The sequence below is a fragment of the Shewanella sp. ULN5 genome (assembly GCF_030731885.1).
Lineage (GTDB): Bacteria > Pseudomonadota > Gammaproteobacteria > Enterobacterales > Shewanellaceae > Shewanella > Shewanella holmiensis.
In genome coordinates this window covers 93438-109326 of sequence record NZ_JAPJEE010000014.1, presented here as the reverse complement: position 1 = coordinate 109326, position 15889 = coordinate 93438, and the positions used below count along the sequence as shown (strand labels likewise).

Below are 15889 nucleotides of genomic sequence, written 5' to 3'. Positions count from 1 at the left end.
TCGCGCTGTGCCGTGTCAGTGGATGCGCATTATAGGGAGCTAAGATTTTTGCGCAACCCCTTTTTTGAAGTTTTTTGCAAAATAGGATTTGATGGCGCAAATATTGGACATAACGTGCAAAAAAGGGACTGTTCGTCCCTTTTTATGCTGATTCTAGCTATTTTATCGTTGTTTATCACTCACCAAAGAAACGTGTTTCCTGGGTGGTAATTACCTTTTCACCATTGATTTCGGTTTCTACTACGATATTAATGTTAGTGACACTACGTTTTAAGACGACGGGGTCGACGGCGACACTAATAGGTAAGGTTAATACTTCACCGGCAGCAATGCTGACATTGTCTGGTCCTATCCATTTGGCATCATCAAGTCCATCAACACTTAATTTATAGTCATGTTGATATTCGGTCTTGTTGAGTATTTTAATGGTAAAGGTGTTTTCTATCTCGCCGCGACTATTCTCACGGTATAACGCATTACGATCTCGAATAACATCCATTCTCACAGGTGCTATGGTGGCGCTTGCATAAACGAACAAGAGAATCATGACGGTAAGCACGACACCGTAACCCACAAGTTTGGGTCTTAAGACCTTTTCTTGAACATTATCTAATTTGTTTTCAGTGGTGTAACTGATTAAGCCCTTGTCATAGCCCATGCGCTCCATTGTGTTATCGCATGCATCAATACAAGCTCCACAGTTAATGCATTCGTATTGCAGACCATTTCGGATATCAATTCCCGTTGGGCACACTTGTACGCATAAGTCGCAATCAATACAGTCGCCCAACCCCATTTCTTTGGGATCTGCTTTGCGTGAACGAGGACCACGGGTTTCGCCACGTTTGGTATCATAACCAACTATATAGGTATTCTTATCGAACATGGCTGCTTGGAATCGTGCATAGGGACACATGTGAATACACATAATTTCACGCATCCAACCAGCATTACCATAAGTCGCTAGGGTAAAGAAAATCACCCAGAAATAGATACTGCCGTCAGCATTAAGGGTAAATACGTCGATATACACTTCGCGCGTGGGAACAAAATACGACACAAACGTCATCGCGGTAAGTAAAGCTACCAAGACCCAAGCGGTGTGCTTGGCCGTTTTACGCCATAGTTTGTCAAAGCTCCAGGGCATTTGGTCTAGCTTGATCCGCTTATTGCGCGCACCTTCAATTTTTTCTTCAAACCAAATGAATATGAATGTCCATACCGTTTGCGGACAAGTATAGCCACACCATACTCGTCCTAAATATGTTGTCACAAAAAACAAGCCGAAGGCTGCTATCATAAACAGCGCTGCTAATAAGGTGAGGTCTTGTGGCCAGATGGTTAAACCGAATACGTGAAACTTTTGTTCCGCAAGATTGAACCAAACTGCTTGACGGTCTCCCCATGGGATCCAAGGCAGTATTAAAAAGAACAGCATGGAAATCCATCCCATACGACGACGAACGCGTGTCCAAAGCCCGTCTACTGCTCGCACATAGATACTATTACTGGGATCGAAACGGTCCGCTTTGCTGGCATCGGGTTGATGAATCTTTATTCGATTTTGTTTCGAATAATCTTTTGGCTTCGATTCTATTGTCATTTTACAGCCTTACTACATTAACATTACAAAGAAACTGGAATAGTATATACCTTTCTAACATTAACTCGGACAGAAAAATGAGAGGTTGGATAGGTTTAGCCATCATAGCCGGCATAATTTATTACTTTGCAACAGAAACAAATAAGCTCAATGAGCCCATTGAATATGTAAAAAGTATTTTTATTTCTGCTGAAAAAAAATTAACCTCGATGACGGGGACAAAAATTCAGCGAATTGATACTAAAATACCTGCGCTAAAAGAAACAATCTACGAGCGCTTATCGACCATAGAAATCCGTGAACTCGACGGTGTTTTCACCGACAATGAATCTATCGCTGACTTTAAAGAAGAATATTGCTTAAACTCTAAAGCCAGTCATCCGGTGTTTAGTCGCGAAAATTTGCAATTTATTTGCGATAAGATTTAGTTAACAGATTTATCCTCGCTAGATTGACCTAAATATTAATACAGCCTAGCCTTTGGATAATTGATTGAAAAAGGCTAGTAAAATAATGACTGAACAAGTTTCTGATATATTCGACCCATCACTTTGGGACACTGTTAGTGGTTTTAATTTTGAAGACATCACTTATCACCGCGCAAAAGATCAGGGAACGGTAAGAATTGCGATTAATCGCCCTGATTGCTTAAATTCATTTCGCCCTAAAACAGTAGACGAACTCTATATGGCATTAGACCATGCTAGACAATGGTCAGATGTCGGCTGTGTATTGATTACAGGTAATGGTCCATCTGCTAAGGGCCAATATTCTTTTTGTGCCGGCGGCGATCAACGCATTCGTGGTAAAGATGGTTATAAGTATGAAGGTGCTGAAGAAGGTAAGCCTGATATAGCAAGAATGGGACGTCTACACATATTAGAAGTACAACGTCTGATCCGTTTTATGCCTAAAGTCGTGATTGCTGTTGTACCTGGTTGGGCTGTTGGCGGCGGCCACAGTTTGCATGTGGTATGTGATCTCACTTTAGCATCGAAAGAACATGCCATATTTAAACAAACCGATCCGGATGTAGGTAGCTTCGACTCAGGCTACGGTAGTGCTTACTTAGCTAAAATGGTTGGTCAAAAGCGTGCCCGAGAAATTTTCTTTTTAGGCTTTAACTATTCTGCCGATGAAGCCGTGCAAATGGGCATGGTCAACCGCTCTATTCCCCATGCCGAATTAGAAACTGAAGCGTTAGTATGGGCAAAAGAGATTAACAGTAAATCACCTACAGCAATGCGTATGCTCAAATATGGCTTTAATTTGCCTGATGATGGTTTAGTTGGCCAACAGCTGTTTGCTGGCGAAGCTACACGATTAGCGTATGGTACTGATGAAGCTCAGGAAGGGCGAGATGCCTTTTTAGAAAAACGCGATCAGGATTTCACCAATTTTCCGTGGCATTACTAATACATCATTAGTCAAAACACAGCAGACATCAAAAATAGACCTTTAAAGGTCTATTTTTTTTATGTGTAGAAGCTAATCGAGTCAGTCTTTTAACCTAATTGATAAAAGTCACTTTAAATACAAATAAGAACTGTTATCATTTGTCGTATTGAAACAATCATCCTATTTATGCATGTTAAGGCGACGCTATTATGAAAAAAACCATCAGTTTTGCGATTTTACATTTCAGTGTCGCATTTTCCATTACTTATTTACTCACCGGTAGCATAGTCATTGGTGGTGCGGTAGCGTTAATAGAACCCGCTGTGAATACCGTGGTGTTTTATTTTCATGACAAGGTATGGTCCAAAATTGAAGCGGCCAAAGCCGCTCAGATACTCACCAACACAAACAGTGTGACAATTTAAGTGAGCTGAAATAAAAATGACTGCCAATGATCTTATCCAAGTGTGCAGGAATGAGAATGCGATTGCCTCACCTTGAATAAATATGGAGAAAAGCACAACTAAAAAGCTTTGTTCTACGTATCAAGTATCACAGTCACTCAATATAAGGTCACTTCAATGTTTTCATTTTTTACCCGCAACCCAATCAAAAAATTAAATAAGCAATATGAAGCAAAACTTGAACAAGCCATGCATGCCCAGCGAAATGGCGATATTAGAACCTATTCGATGTTGACGGCTGAAGCTGAGAAAATTAATGACGAAATGATTGCTATCGAACAAAGCCAAAAGGCCGGTTAACCCAAACTTTAATAAATCTCAGTAACCACGGATTTCAAATGATCAGTTTGGAACTAAATGAATTACTGAATAAGCCTTTTACGTTACCATTTGGTCAAGCATCCCAACAGCACATGAGCGCATTTTGGCAAAACCTAATTCCAAAGGTCCTACCCGCACCGTTGATATTTATTGCACTAAATGCAAAGCCCAATTGTTCAAATATCGTAAGGGCGGCAAAGGCGCATTAGTAAAATGCTTTAAAGAGCGAATTGTTGATGACCTAACCACCACGCCTTGTGTGTGTCCGCAGTGTGAAACAACCTTTGCGAGAGAAACCTTAATACGCGGCACCCCTGCTTATAAAATGATTGGCGGTAAAGTGACGATGAAATAAGTCTGCAATTTATACTTGTTTCTCGCCACGATAATAAGCAATATCAGCCAAAGCAAGCATAGGCAAATCTTCTTTGGTATCGCCATAAGCATAAACAGTGTCAAATCCAGTCAATATTAGCTTGCGAGTGATTGCTGATACTTTGTCTGCACCACAATCTCCATATAAGTAACGCCCCGTAAAATGCTTGGTATTTGTTTCTAACTCACTACAAATCAATTTAATACCCTGATCACTGCACCAAATGGATAAATAAGGATCAATAGAAGCCGAGACCACATACACATGATGCCCTTGTGTTTGATGCCATTTAATACGTGACATAATTTGTGGCTGCAAAATATGTGGAATAACCTCTGTAACATAGCGCTGCGCGAGGGCTTGTACCTGCTGAACATCACGCCGATAAAACGCCACGGCACTGATTAACGTGCGCATTTTACAAGCTGGTAACCAGCCCAACTGATAAAGTAAAATGGCCGGAGACATTAACAGTCCACCAATAAAGCGGCGAGGTTTAGGGGTACAAAAAAGTATAAATTTGGTGTAGCTGTCTTCAGTCGTAATAGTGCCGTCAAAGTCAAATAAGGCTAAGTTCATCACTTTTATCTTTTCAGTTATTGGATGACGTTATCGGTAGTTTAATTGATAGCATAGCCGCAATAGCCACAAACAATGCAGATATCCATAAACAAGCTTCCAGCCCATACAGTTGAAACACAATACCCGATAACACAGTGCCAATTAATCGCCCCATGGCGTTAGCCATATAATAAAAACCCACATCAAGAGACACCCCATCTGCATTGGCATAACTGACAATTAAATAACTGTGTAGTGAAGAGTTAACCGCAAATACAGCCCCAAAAATCAATAAACCTATCACTACAGATGCTTGTAGATAAAAATCAAAATGTAAGGCAAATGCAATTGCGACAGGGATAATGGTTAAGTAGCTAGCCCATATAAAAGCCGAGCGACCTGTCGGGACTCGCCCCTGTTTTTTACCTGTTATATAAGGTGCAAGTGATTGTACTATGCCATAGCCAATCACCCAGCTCGCCATAAAGCCGCCAACCCACCAATGGTCCCAGTTAAAGGTTACAGCTAAAAAAACCGGTAAAGCCACCACGAACCACACATCACGCGCCCCAAACAAAAACAATCGCGCGGCAGACAAAATATTAATCGCCCGACTTTTAGAAAACACCTCTTTAAACTTAGGCTTATTTTTAGCCTTGCCAAGATCTTGTTTCAACGCAATCAAACTGAATAACCACACCACCGCCAATAGTGATGCCATTAAAATAATGGCACCTCTAAATTCAAGTAGCGTGAGTAGTGCCCCGCCCAAAAAGAAACCGACACCTTTTAGGGCATTTTTAGAGCCCGTTAATACCGCTACCCACTGGTATAACTTACCTTCAGCACCCGCTGGCACTAGCAACTTAATGGCACTTTTAGCACTCATCTTATTCAAATCTTTGGCAATACCAGACAATGCTTGCGCCGCCATAACATAGGCCACACTTAACATATCTGCAGGTACGGCTAACATACCCAGCGCGACTATTTGCAACCCAAGGCCAATGTTCATGGTTTTATTTAACCCTAAACGCGCCCCAAGCCAGCCACCGATGAGGTTGGTTACCACCCCAAAGATTTCATAAAACAAAAACAACATCGCAATATTTATTGGGCTATAACCTAAATGATGGAAATACAACACCACCAACATGCGCAGCGCACCATCGGTTAAGGTAAATGCCCAATAATTACCGGTTATCACCAGATATTGCTTAATCTGTGGTGATAACGTGCTGAGTGATAAAAGTCCCATCAATGTTCAGCCTTTAGCTATTTTTTATCCGCCAAACCAACCATACGCGCTAACTCTGCTGTGCGATTAGCATAGCCCCACTCATTGTCGTACCACACATACAGCTTCACTTGGGTGTCATTGACCACCATAGTGGATAAGGCATCAATAATGCTTGAGCGCGGATCAGTTTTATAATCAATCGACACTAATGGCCGAGTTTCATAACCCAATATGTCTTTAAGTTCATTTTCAGCCGCATATTTTAATAACTGATTAACCTCTGCCACATCTGTTTTACGCTCAACTTCAAATACGCAATCGGTTAAAGAGGCATTGGTTAAGGGCACACGAATCGCGTGACCATTTAGCTTGCCTTTTAATTCAGGAAAAATATGGGTAATTGCCGTTGCTGAACCTGTGGTGGTAGGAATTAAGCTAGTGCCACAGGCACGGGCGCGACGTAAATCTTGATGGGGTGCATCGATAATGGTTTGCGTATTGGTAATGTCATGAATAGTGGTCATAGAGCCATGCTTAATGCCAATTTTTTCATGGATAACTTTGACCACAGGCGCTAAACAGTTAGTGGTGCAAGAGGCTGCGGTGACGATAGGGTGGATATCTTTATTGTATAAAGCTTCATTTACCCCCATCACAATATTAAGCACGCCATCTTCTTTAACGGGTGCTGTAACCACCACACGTTTTACGCCTTGCTCTAAATAAGCTTGCAACAGTGCTTTGGTTTTAATTTTACCCGATGCTTCTATGACCACATCGCATTTTGACCAATCAGTATCTTCAGTCGCGATATTCTGGGTACAGGGAATCGTTTTGCCGTTAACAACCATGGCTTGAGCGCCATTGACTTCAGTATGGCTTGCTTCATGGTGCCAACGGCCATGCACTGAGTCAAATGTCATTAAATGAGCCAGAGTTGCTGCATCACCTGCCGGATCATTGATATGCACAATTTCAATGTCATCCCAGTCAAATGCGGCGCGCATTGATAAACGTCCCATACGGCCAAAGCCATTAATACCGATTTTAATCGTCACCTTGTAATCCTCGTTTATCGTTGAGTATTGAAATAATTTAATTGCACTGGATGTTTCAGCGCATTCGGTCTGATTTGTTGTACCTGCTGAATCACCTTTTCAGCTGGCCAGCCATAGGCTAGTAATATCAAGCCTATCACCAAGCCAGTTCTGCCTGAGCCGCCACGACAATGCACCGCAATAGTGCCTTGCTGTGCCAGCGCTGCTAAAATAGTCACCTTATGCAATTGCCATTGGGATTCAAACTCTCCATTAGGCGCTGCATCATCAAGAATAGGTAATTGTAGCCACTGGATATCTTGCTCGGCACACGCCTTTGCCAAATCGCTAGCATTATTATCGGCCATTTCTTCATCAAACATCAGCGTGAGTAACATATCCGTTCCCGCCTGTTTGAGTGTGGCGACAGACTCGGTTAAGTTAGCGTTTTTTGTACCTGGGCAAGGGGTAAAAATCAGCCTTGCGCCATTATCTAAGGTTAAGGTGTCAAAGGGATGTGATTGCATCGTCATAGCGTGTATTACCATTAATGTGAAATGAATACGGTGTTATTGCGTGGCCATGCTGTTGGCTTTACGGTTTAAAAATGCCACCAAAGACAGCATAACTGGCACTTCCACCAGCACGCCAACAACCGTTGCCAATGCAGCACCAGAATGTAAGCCAAATAATGAAATAGCCACCGCAACCGCTAGCTCAAAAAAGTTAGAGGTACCAATTAAACAGGCTGGGGCGGCAATATTGTGCGGTAGTTTTAACCGTTTGGCTGCGATATACGTCAGGTAGAAAATGCCATAGGTTTGCAGTAATAACGGAATGGCGATAAGCACTATAATTTGCGGGTCCGACACTATGGTATTGGCTTGAAAACCAAACAGTAACACCACAGTGGCTAATAAACCGATCACCGACCAGGGCTTTAACTTAGCTAAAAACTGATTAATGCCCTGCTCACCTCGGCGCTTATTGAGCCACTGCCTTGTTAGTATACCGGCGATTAAGGGCAACAACACATACAAAAGCACCGAAACCAGCAAGGTTTGCCAAGGTACTTGAATATCACTCACACCCAACAAAAAAGCTGAGATAGGCGCAAAAGCAAATATCATAATCACATCATTCACAGACACTTGCACTAAGGTGTAATTAGGGTCGCCTTTAGTCAGTTGTGACCAAACAAATACCATCGCTGTACAGGGCGCTACACCAAGTAAAATCATCCCTGCGATGTATTCTTGCGCCGATGAAGGGTCAACCCATTCGGCAAATAAAACGTTGAAAAACAACCACCCCAGCGCGGCCATAGTAAAAGGTTTAATTAACCAATTGATCACTATTGTCAGTAATAGCCCCTGAGAGTTTTTACCGATATCTTTAACGGCTGAAAAATCGATTTGCAGCATCATGGGGTAAATCATCACCCATATAAACACCGCCACCACAATATTCACGTGGGCGACTTCAAGATTGGCTATTGCTTGAAACGCTTCAGGTTGTAATAAACCCAAGCCCACACCTATCAAGATGCACAAGCTTACCCATACCGACAGATAACGCTCAAAAATACCCATACTCTAAACCTTCTATTGTTATCCCCACCGTTTAGCCCGATGAGGGATTACTGACAAAAACTCGCTTTATTCGGTCGACCTTGCATATCGGCTAGCCGAGTTAACGGGATATCAATCAGGGGAATATTGTTCTCAGTGGTTTGAGCTAATACCGACTTTGCCCACAAAGGCAATTCGGGATGAATTCGATAAAATACCCATTGCCCCTGTTTTCTGTCGCTAATGATGTTGGCCTTTTTTAATACCGCCAAATTACGCGACACCTTAGGCTGACTGTCTTCGGCCAATGCTTGCATCAACTCGCACACGCACAGTTCGCCGTGGTAATGGGTTAGCATTAAGGTTTTTAAGCGGATATCATCGGTTAAGCATTTAAAAAATAATGTAGGGTCGATATTAAAAGCAGAAGCGGGTTCATCACTCAATGCCTTACCAGCGGTATTTTCAAGCAGTAAAAACATCGATAAACGGTTATTGATTTCATTCAAGGTCGCCGCAAAAGGGTTGCAACCTAAACGTGACTTAGGATCTGGGAAATCCCAAGCAAATTGCTTCGCGGCACCAGGGTAACTTCGGCATTCAAGGCTGGCTTTGTCGCAAAGGGTTATCACGTAATCAAACGTTTGGCCCTGATAATCATCAATATGATTCGAAACTAACTCACTGGTATCAATACCAAAACGATTTAACGCCTCAACCGTGCGACTATCTACTACTTCCGGATGCGTACCTGCACTAAAAACCTCAAAGCGATCACCTGCGCGATGCGTTAACAACACTTCAGCCATTTGTGATCTAGCTGAATTACCTGTACACAAAAACAATACTCGAGGTTTTGTCATATTCATATTTCATTTAAGTCACACCAAAACATATGAAATAGTGTATATATGAAATATTGCATGTAAAGTATTTTATGATTTTAATGCTAATGCGACCGCTTTTGCTGCATGAATTTGGGTAGTGTCGTACAACGGGACATCCGTGTGTTGTGGTTCAACCAATAACGCAATTTCAGTACACCCCAAAATAACCGCCTCGGCGCCTTGTTGATAAAGATCATTGATGACCGAAATAAAGTGCTGCCGAGATTGATTATTGATAGTACCCAGGCATAACTCGTTATAAATCACATCGTGGATCATCTCTTGCCCTGCGTGGGTGGGCACTAGCACTTCAATACCAAATCGCTCAGTGAGGCGATTTTTGTAAAAATCCTCCTGCATGGTGAATTTAGTGCCTAATAGCCCTACACTTTTTATGCCATCGGTCACCAATTGTTGTGCGGTAGCATCGGCAATGTGCACTAACGGAATACTAATTGCAGCTTGTACCTCGTCAGCCACTTTGTGCATGGTATTGGTACAAATAAGTACAAAGTCAGCACCTCCAGCCTCAACAGCCTGCGCCGCTTTTACCAACAGGATTGCGCTATCATCCCAACGATTTTGTCGCTGCAGTTTTTCTATCTCGTCAAAATCCACACTATAAAGGCACACCTTAGCCGAATGTAATCCACCTAATGTCCGCCTTATGCCCTGGTTTATTGCTTGATAATAACTCACGGTCGATTCCCAACTCATGCCGCCTATCAGGCCAATTGTTTTCATTAAATGACACCTTATTTGTTTTGAAAATAGGTTGGCTGTTTATGTCCCTGTGATCTTTAACGTATCAGCAAATTAATGAACTTGATGATGCGCGATTAATATCATTTAGTCACATCACAAGAATATTAACCAAAGGACAAGACACTCGCCCAAACCGCATCGCCGATTACCTCTTTTACAAACCTACACCTATCACAAACATATGCAATAAACTCAATTTGCTATTTGTCAGGTTTTTAAGTTCAAAACACGCTATGATCCGCATCCTAAACCGCATCGTTTTTTAAACAACGCCACAGACTTTATTAGGCGTAATGCACAGAATCCCATTTATCACTTTTACAATTACATTAGGCAATACCATGGCTATCAGAATAAAACTTAAACCTGGACGCGAACGTTCATTAGAACGCCGCCACCCTTGGGTGTTTTCCAACGGTATTCATAACGTCAATGGCGGTAAGCCACAAGCTGGCGACACTGTTGATGTAGTCGGTCACGACGGCCGCTGGTTAGCACGTGGGGCATGGTCGCCAGAGTCGCAAATCCAAGTTCGCGTATGGACTTTTGATAAAGAAGAAACCATCGACGCCGATTTTTTTGCCCGCCGCATTCAACGAGCCCAAGCGGGACGAGAAGACTTAATCCGTGAACAGGGACTAACAGGTTATCGTTTAATTGCTGCGGAATCTGATGGTTTACCGGGTATCACCATTGACCGTTACGCCAATGTTTTAGTGTGCCAACTGCTAAGCACTGGTGCTGAAAAGTGGCGCGACACCATTGTTGAACAATTAGCGCTGCAATTTCCAGATTGCGCCATATATGAACGTTCTGATGTTGATTCTCGTAAAAAAGAAGGTTTATTGCCAGTAACCGGTTTACTGCACGGTGAGTTACCGCCAATGCCGGTGATTATTGAAGAAAATGGCATAAAAATAGCGGTTGATGTAGTTAAAGGCCATAAAACCGGTTTTTACTTAGATCAACGTGATAACCGCGCCATGGCAGCACGCTTTGTGAAGGGTAAATCGGTACTCAACTGTTTTTGCTACACCGGCACCTTTGGTTTATATGCAGCTAAAGCTGGCGCAGCCAGCATTGAAAACGTCGATGTTTCATCATTAGCGCTACAAACCGCCCGCGACAATATGGCAATTAACGGCTTAAACGACGACCACGTAAACTACCACGAAGCCGATGTATTTAAGCTATTAAGACAATATCGCGACGAGGGTAAAACCTTTGATGTTATCGTATTAGATCCACCTAAATTTGCCGATAATAAAGCGCAATTAGATGGCGCATGTCGTGGTTACAAAGACATCAACATGATTGCCATGCAGTTGCTTAAACCGGGTGGAGTGTTACTAACATTCTCATGTTCAGGGTTAATGCAGTCAGACCTATTCCAAAAAGTAGTTGCCGACGCCGCACTAGATGCCAAGCGCGAAGTGCAATTTGTTGAGCGGATGCATCAGGCCAGCGACCACCCAATCAGCAGTGCATTCCCTGAAGGTTATTATCTGAAAGGGTTAGTTGCCAGAGTGTGGTAATCGCCTGCTAATTCAGGCTTGGCTATTGATGAAATAACCAAGTGTTAGACAGCAAAAAGGGAACATCTGCGTTCCCTTTTTTGTTTGGCTTAGCCTAACTGGCTGGTCATTTTAGCACTGAAGTGGTTAATGAAAGCTAACTACGGATTCAAAGTATGATTAGCTTATTTTTGGGCATAAATGAGTTGGCGCTTACGCTCTGAAAATGATTATATTAGCGAAAGTATGCAATCTACGATGCGGTAACGCCTAAATCACCGAGCGCAGCGGACGTCCGGTGAATTTATTTGTTAGGTGCAAGATGCTTAGGGTTTAATTTTGACGTGAGAATATGATCTTGCCATTGACCAGCAATTTGTAAATAGGATTTAGCAAGACCTTCACGTTCAAAGCCTAACCTCTCTAAAACTGCTGAACTTTTAACATTTTCTGGAATATAGTTTGCCATAATTCGATGAAGGTTAAGCTCTTCGAAAACGTATGCGATTGTTGAACTTAGCACCTCTGACATTAGCCCTTTTCCTTGATGCTTTTCAGCAATGGAGTAGCCGAGATTACAGGCTTGAAATGGGCCAAAAACAATATTTGTGAAGTTGCAAACGGCAATAACTTCATTTCTCTCAGGGTTTAATGCAGAAAACTTTAAAGCTGTTTTATCCTGAAAAGACTTTTTGTTGTCATGAAGCATCTCTGAAAAATTACTTAACGTGAAATATTCTTCACTTCTCGTTGGTTCCCAAGGAGCAAGATGCTCTCTGTTCTCAATATAATAATTCAGCATTAACTCAGTACCATCACTGCCGAGGACTTCAATCACTGTTCTATCTGTTTGAATATGCATATTACTCGATGTTTGATATTTGGTAGCACCTAACGCAAAGCTAAGCTGTGAGTGAACGTGTGCTATGTCTGAGCGAAGCGAGTTGAATCTGCTTGTGCGCCTTGTTAAGCCCGCGCCTCAACACGATCACCATGACTAGGTGGAGTTGAAGTAACAATAAAGACTAACTCCTGATCACCATCATTTTTTAGCTGATGAGTAGTGTTCGCTTTTACATGAAAACCTTCTGTAGGGTTTAAGCTATGAGCTTTACCTTCAACTATCAAAGTAGCAACACCAGATAGAACAAAAAAGAACTGTTCCGCTTTTTCGTGATAATGCGTAACTTCGCACAAACCAACAGGAACCCGCTCTTGAATCACACTTAATTGAGGAGATTTAACCAAATGCCAACCATCGCAACCTTCACCCCAGTTGTAATGTTCAGAATTTATCTTGGTGCTTACCTTCATATATTCCTCTTAGGGCTTAACAGCTTATTGAAGGGCAAGAAAATTAAAGTCGGCCATTCAAGTTATTGATTTATATCATCCTACATTTAGTATCTTCTTGATGTAAAGCCGTTTTATTTAACTCCACTGTCAAATAAAAGCGCGCTTGCGCGTTAAAAGTGGACTCAATATGCAACAAAAAAATAAAAACACATTTATTTCAATGAATTAAAAAATAAACAAATTATTTAACGTACTACTTTAGTTTACTTATCAGCAGATTTAACTGAAAAAATACTAAAAACCATTACAACTGTTTTTGTACACAGTACACACAACATAAAGGTGGGAAGTATGGCTTACACAGGATATTTATAAGCCAGTTACTGATGAGGTTTAAAGCTGGATCCTTCCCCATCGAAAATTATGCGCTTTTCAGCATTTTTCGTCTGGGGCGCTGAGGGTTTCCAAAGGGGCGCAAGCGTTTTGCCCCTTTGGTCTGGTGTGGGCGAAGCACCACGACTTACCTCGACCGCTTAGGCCACATAAAATTAAGGCTACCAACAAAGACAAAAAAGCGACCGTTCATTAGAACAGTCGCTTTTATCTTCAGTTAATATATATCAATGTAAACTTACAAAAAAGTATCATACTTTAATCGCTGTAAGTTATTGATATTGCAATAGCGGTTATATTTTTAATATTTGAAGATATCATACTTTTGTTGTTTCCTGATAAATCGATGCTGTTTTTACAACAAAAAAGTATCATACTATCTTCATTGCTTATCTAAAATCACATCGAACTAATTTACACCCAGTGCCTTAAAGACGGCATCGACGGGGTCTGCATAAAAGCTGATCTGAAATTTTGAGAACAACTCAGCAGGAACCGTTGGAATATCTGAGGCTGAGGCCATTGGGAGCAAAATACGCTTTGCGCCACTGTCCATAGCTAACTGAAGACTGCCTGCAAGATCTTGAACAGGATTGATAACACCACCTAAAGTCATCTCTCCTAGAACAACCATCTGCTCTTGAATCGGTCGGTTCATCAGAATTGAACAAAATGCAATCAATGCAGCAAGCGATGACTTTGTACTTGGCCCCGTATTGTGGAGTTCAACAACATGGAGGTGATACTCATGATCAGAAAACTTTGCCGACGCACTGATGCGACTCAGGTTACCTTTGAAATAATCAAAGCCAACACGGACCGCTTCTTTTGCTGCCGTATTCGAACCAAGCCCTGAAACAGAGTGTTTACCAGAACCGGCCATCATTTGAGTTTCGTAACGGTATAACCCTATTTGTCCTGTATTTCCCTGAGTAACCAAATGCACAACACCAGCGCGAGGTAAGCCATCAGGAATTAACTTGCTGCCACCTTGTTCTGGTACATTGACGAAGAATTCTTCTAACGACTCGTTATCGATGTAGCTAAAGTGCACATCAAAAAATTCCATCCCACCAAGTTTCTTTAACTGCTCTTTAATGCGTCTACGCAACTCTAAAGCATAGGTAAGGCAACGGCGCACATCTTCTTTGCCAAATACATCATGAGGATGCAGCAGCTTCAATAAACCAGAGACGGTTCGGCGCACCGCGATCACATCACGTTGGTTCAGGTTATTGCCCAACTTGAAATAGCGATCTATAGCATCAGAAAAGCTGCGTTTACGCATCTCGCGCATGTATTCAGCAAGGTAATCGGTAATTAGACCATAGCTATTGGTAAAAAATTCCGGCCGCATTTTGGGAATATCCCAACCGGGAATATAGGCATGAAAACGGTCAAAAAACGCTGTGTCGATCATTGCCTCAGGGAATGGCGCTAACAAATGGCTAGTTTTGACCAAGGTTTCGACGCTCTGGTTGATGTTACCGACAAACACCATCGAAGCTTTAGCCTCGATTGAATCACGGCCACGAGAGAAGGAGCCTGACGCCATGTAATCCTTCATGATCTGCACGCCATCTTTGTCTTTAAATGTGATACCTGCGACCTCGTCAAAGGCCACAACATCCCACATGCCCACTAAGCCGACTTGTCGAGAGCTCATGTTATAAAACAAGTTAGCCACAGTCGTTTGCCCACCGGAAACTAACAGGGAGTTGGGCGAGCATTCCTTATACACATGGCTCTTCCCTGTACCTCTAGGGCCAAGTTCACACACATTATAGTTATTTTCAACAAAGGGGATCATGCGAGCGAGCAAATGCCACTTAACACGTAACTTAAGGTTGGTAGGCTCCATACCTATTGAGCGGATGAGAACGTCTAACCACTGATCGGTTGAAAAGTTAGCGCGAGCGGTAAACAGCTCCTCCATATCCATGGAAGGCATTTGAATTGGTTTGAGCATGGAAACTGAAAAAGGTGAGGTTTTTTGGCCTTCTTCATAAAAATAGTTGAGAGTAATGATACACCATATTCCCCCCATCAACAGCTTCTCGTTTTGCTTAACTATGCTAGCTGGGATCACGGCATCCTTGATACCAAGATTAGAAAGCTGTGCTTCATACACATCCTTCTTCTGGTTGAGCTTAACCCCGACTTTATCGATCACCTTGAAGCAACCACGCTCACGGATCAGTGATTTAACCTTTTCAGCCTCGTCTGGGCGCACATAGTTTTCCGCCAAGATCTTCTTAACGTTTTCCAGTCCTTCGAACACCACCTCATCATCGTCTGAAGCGCAGTACATCCCAAGCAAATATTCCAGCACATAAACCGGTACATTAGCACCTTCTTTTAACTGCTTAGTTAGGTCTTTTCGAACCACTTTGCCCTTAAAAAAACGATTAAGTAGACTATCGAGATCTGTACTCCTCATATCAGCAATCTCTTGTTCAGACT

The 15889-nt window shown here is 42.2% G+C and carries 17 protein-coding genes; 6 read left to right on the top strand and 11 right to left on the bottom strand.

Annotated elements, in window-relative coordinates; all coding sequences use genetic code 11:
• Window positions 1–175: 175 nt before the first annotated feature.
• Complete coding sequence (gene ccoG, locus ORI98_RS13890; protein WP_261299117.1) at window positions 176–1603, bottom strand: cytochrome c oxidase accessory protein CcoG; 1428 nt, start codon at window positions 1601–1603, stop codon at window positions 176–178.
• A 77-nt stretch (window positions 1604–1680) separates the two neighbouring features.
• Between ccoG and ORI98_RS13885 the strand changes: the two genes are divergently transcribed.
• The 5 genes from ORI98_RS13885 to ORI98_RS13865 all read left to right on the top strand — a co-directional run bounded on the left by ORI98_RS13885 (window position 1681) and on the right by ORI98_RS13865 (window position 4141).
• On the top strand, window positions 1681–2031 hold the full coding sequence (locus ORI98_RS13885; protein ID WP_306135603.1) for a hypothetical protein: 351 nt from the start codon (window positions 1681–1683) through the stop codon (window positions 2029–2031).
• A gap of 85 nt (window positions 2032–2116) precedes the next feature.
• Complete coding sequence (locus ORI98_RS13880) at window positions 2117–3019, top strand: 1,4-dihydroxy-2-naphthoyl-CoA synthase (RefSeq protein WP_306135602.1); 903 nt, start codon at window positions 2117–2119, stop codon at window positions 3017–3019.
• A 191-nt stretch (window positions 3020–3210) separates the two neighbouring features.
• A complete protein-coding gene (locus ORI98_RS13875; protein ID WP_306135601.1) occupies window positions 3211–3426 on the top strand; it encodes a DUF2061 domain-containing protein in 216 nt (71 codons plus the stop codon).
• A gap of 156 nt (window positions 3427–3582) precedes the next feature.
• Complete coding sequence (locus tag ORI98_RS13870; RefSeq protein WP_306135600.1) at window positions 3583–3765, top strand: DUF6435 family protein; 183 nt, start codon at window positions 3583–3585, stop codon at window positions 3763–3765.
• A gap of 124 nt (window positions 3766–3889) precedes the next feature.
• Window positions 3890–4141: a hypothetical protein gene (locus ORI98_RS13865; RefSeq protein WP_306135599.1), complete on the top strand. Its 252-nt coding sequence runs from the start codon at window positions 3890–3892 to the stop codon at window positions 4139–4141.
• Window positions 4142–4150: 9 nt separating this feature from the next.
• Here ORI98_RS13865 and ORI98_RS13860 read toward each other — a convergent pair whose 3' ends face one another.
• From ORI98_RS13860 to ORI98_RS13830, 7 genes are all read right to left on the bottom strand, one after another.
• The gene (locus ORI98_RS13860; RefSeq protein ID WP_306135598.1) at window positions 4151–4741 is read right to left on the bottom strand and encodes an HAD-IB family hydrolase; all 591 of its coding nucleotides are present in this window, start codon (window positions 4739–4741) and stop codon (window positions 4151–4153) included.
• 13 nt (window positions 4742–4754) lie between these two features.
• Window positions 4755–5981 carry an organoarsenical effux MFS transporter ArsJ gene (gene arsJ / locus ORI98_RS13855; protein WP_306135597.1) on the bottom strand — a complete coding sequence of 409 codons (1227 nt, stop codon included), beginning with the start codon at window positions 5979–5981 and terminating at the stop codon, window positions 4755–4757.
• A 17-nt stretch (window positions 5982–5998) separates the two neighbouring features.
• A complete protein-coding gene (locus ORI98_RS13850) occupies window positions 5999–7021 on the bottom strand; it encodes an ArsJ-associated glyceraldehyde-3-phosphate dehydrogenase (RefSeq protein WP_306135596.1) in 1023 nt (340 codons plus the stop codon).
• 14 nt (window positions 7022–7035) lie between these two features.
• Entirely contained in the window at window positions 7036–7527 is a 492-nt protein-coding gene (locus tag ORI98_RS13845) for a tyrosine-protein phosphatase (RefSeq protein WP_306135604.1), read from the bottom strand.
• A gap of 42 nt (window positions 7528–7569) precedes the next feature.
• Window positions 7570–8592, bottom strand: a complete 1023-nt coding sequence (gene arsB, locus ORI98_RS13840; protein WP_306135595.1) for an ACR3 family arsenite efflux transporter — start codon at window positions 8590–8592, stop codon at window positions 7570–7572.
• 47 nt (window positions 8593–8639) lie between these two features.
• Window positions 8640–9434 (bottom strand): metalloregulator ArsR/SmtB family transcription factor, encoded by a 795-nt coding sequence (locus ORI98_RS13835; protein ID WP_261299135.1) that lies wholly within the window; start codon window positions 9432–9434, stop codon window positions 8640–8642.
• A gap of 72 nt (window positions 9435–9506) precedes the next feature.
• The gene (locus ORI98_RS13830; protein ID WP_306135594.1) at window positions 9507–10202 is read right to left on the bottom strand and encodes an aspartate/glutamate racemase family protein; all 696 of its coding nucleotides are present in this window, start codon (window positions 10200–10202) and stop codon (window positions 9507–9509) included.
• A gap of 362 nt (window positions 10203–10564) precedes the next feature.
• On the opposite strand from ORI98_RS13830, the gene ORI98_RS13825 reads away from it, so the two are divergent.
• A complete protein-coding gene (locus ORI98_RS13825; RefSeq protein WP_306135593.1) occupies window positions 10565–11758 on the top strand; it encodes a class I SAM-dependent rRNA methyltransferase in 1194 nt (397 codons plus the stop codon).
• 283 nt (window positions 11759–12041) lie between these two features.
• Here ORI98_RS13825 and ORI98_RS13820 read toward each other — a convergent pair whose 3' ends face one another.
• The 3 genes from ORI98_RS13820 to brxL form a co-directional block, all read right to left on the bottom strand.
• On the bottom strand, window positions 12042–12599 hold the full coding sequence (locus ORI98_RS13820; RefSeq protein ID WP_306135592.1) for a GNAT family N-acetyltransferase: 558 nt from the start codon (window positions 12597–12599) through the stop codon (window positions 12042–12044).
• A 104-nt stretch (window positions 12600–12703) separates the two neighbouring features.
• A complete protein-coding gene (locus ORI98_RS13815) occupies window positions 12704–13051 on the bottom strand; it encodes a cupin domain-containing protein (protein ID WP_306135591.1) in 348 nt (115 codons plus the stop codon).
• 784 nt (window positions 13052–13835) lie between these two features.
• Window positions 13836–15866: a protease Lon-related BREX system protein BrxL gene (gene brxL, locus ORI98_RS13810; RefSeq protein ID WP_371931165.1), complete on the bottom strand. Its 2031-nt coding sequence runs from the start codon at window positions 15864–15866 to the stop codon at window positions 13836–13838.
• Window positions 15867–15889: the final 23 nt, after the last annotated feature.

Coding starts and splice junctions, on each gene's coding strand:
- arsJ (WP_306135597.1), bottom strand. CDS start 5,981: ATGGGACTTTTATCACTCAGCACGTTATCACCACAGATTAAGCAATAT.
- ORI98_RS13875 (WP_306135601.1), top strand. CDS start 3,211: ATGAAAAAAACCATCAGTTTTGCGATTTTACATTTCAGTGTCGCATTT.
- ORI98_RS13885 (WP_306135603.1), top strand. CDS start 1,681: ATGAGAGGTTGGATAGGTTTAGCCATCATAGCCGGCATAATTTATTAC.
- ORI98_RS13820 (WP_306135592.1), bottom strand. CDS start 12,599: ATGCATATTCAAACAGATAGAACAGTGATTGAAGTCCTCGGCAGTGAT.
- ORI98_RS13860 (WP_306135598.1), bottom strand. CDS start 4,741: ATGAACTTAGCCTTATTTGACTTTGACGGCACTATTACGACTGAAGAC.
- ORI98_RS13830 (WP_306135594.1), bottom strand. CDS start 10,202: ATGAAAACAATTGGCCTGATAGGCGGCATGAGTTGGGAATCGACCGTG.
- ORI98_RS13845 (WP_306135604.1), bottom strand. CDS start 7,527: ATGCAATCACATCCCTTTGACACCTTAACCTTAGATAATGGCGCAAGG.
- ORI98_RS13825 (WP_306135593.1), top strand. CDS start 10,565: ATGGCTATCAGAATAAAACTTAAACCTGGACGCGAACGTTCATTAGAA.
- ORI98_RS13880 (WP_306135602.1), top strand. CDS start 2,117: ATGACTGAACAAGTTTCTGATATATTCGACCCATCACTTTGGGACACT.
- ORI98_RS13870 (WP_306135600.1), top strand. CDS start 3,583: ATGTTTTCATTTTTTACCCGCAACCCAATCAAAAAATTAAATAAGCAA.
- ORI98_RS13815 (WP_306135591.1), bottom strand. CDS start 13,051: ATGAAGGTAAGCACCAAGATAAATTCTGAACATTACAACTGGGGTGAA.
- arsB (WP_306135595.1), bottom strand. CDS start 8,592: ATGGGTATTTTTGAGCGTTATCTGTCGGTATGGGTAAGCTTGTGCATC.
- ccoG (WP_261299117.1), bottom strand. CDS start 1,603: ATGACAATAGAATCGAAGCCAAAAGATTATTCGAAACAAAATCGAATA.
- brxL (WP_371931165.1), bottom strand. CDS start 15,866: ATGAGGAGTACAGATCTCGATAGTCTACTTAATCGTTTTTTTAAGGGC.
- ORI98_RS13835 (WP_261299135.1), bottom strand. CDS start 9,434: ATGACAAAACCTCGAGTATTGTTTTTGTGTACAGGTAATTCAGCTAGA.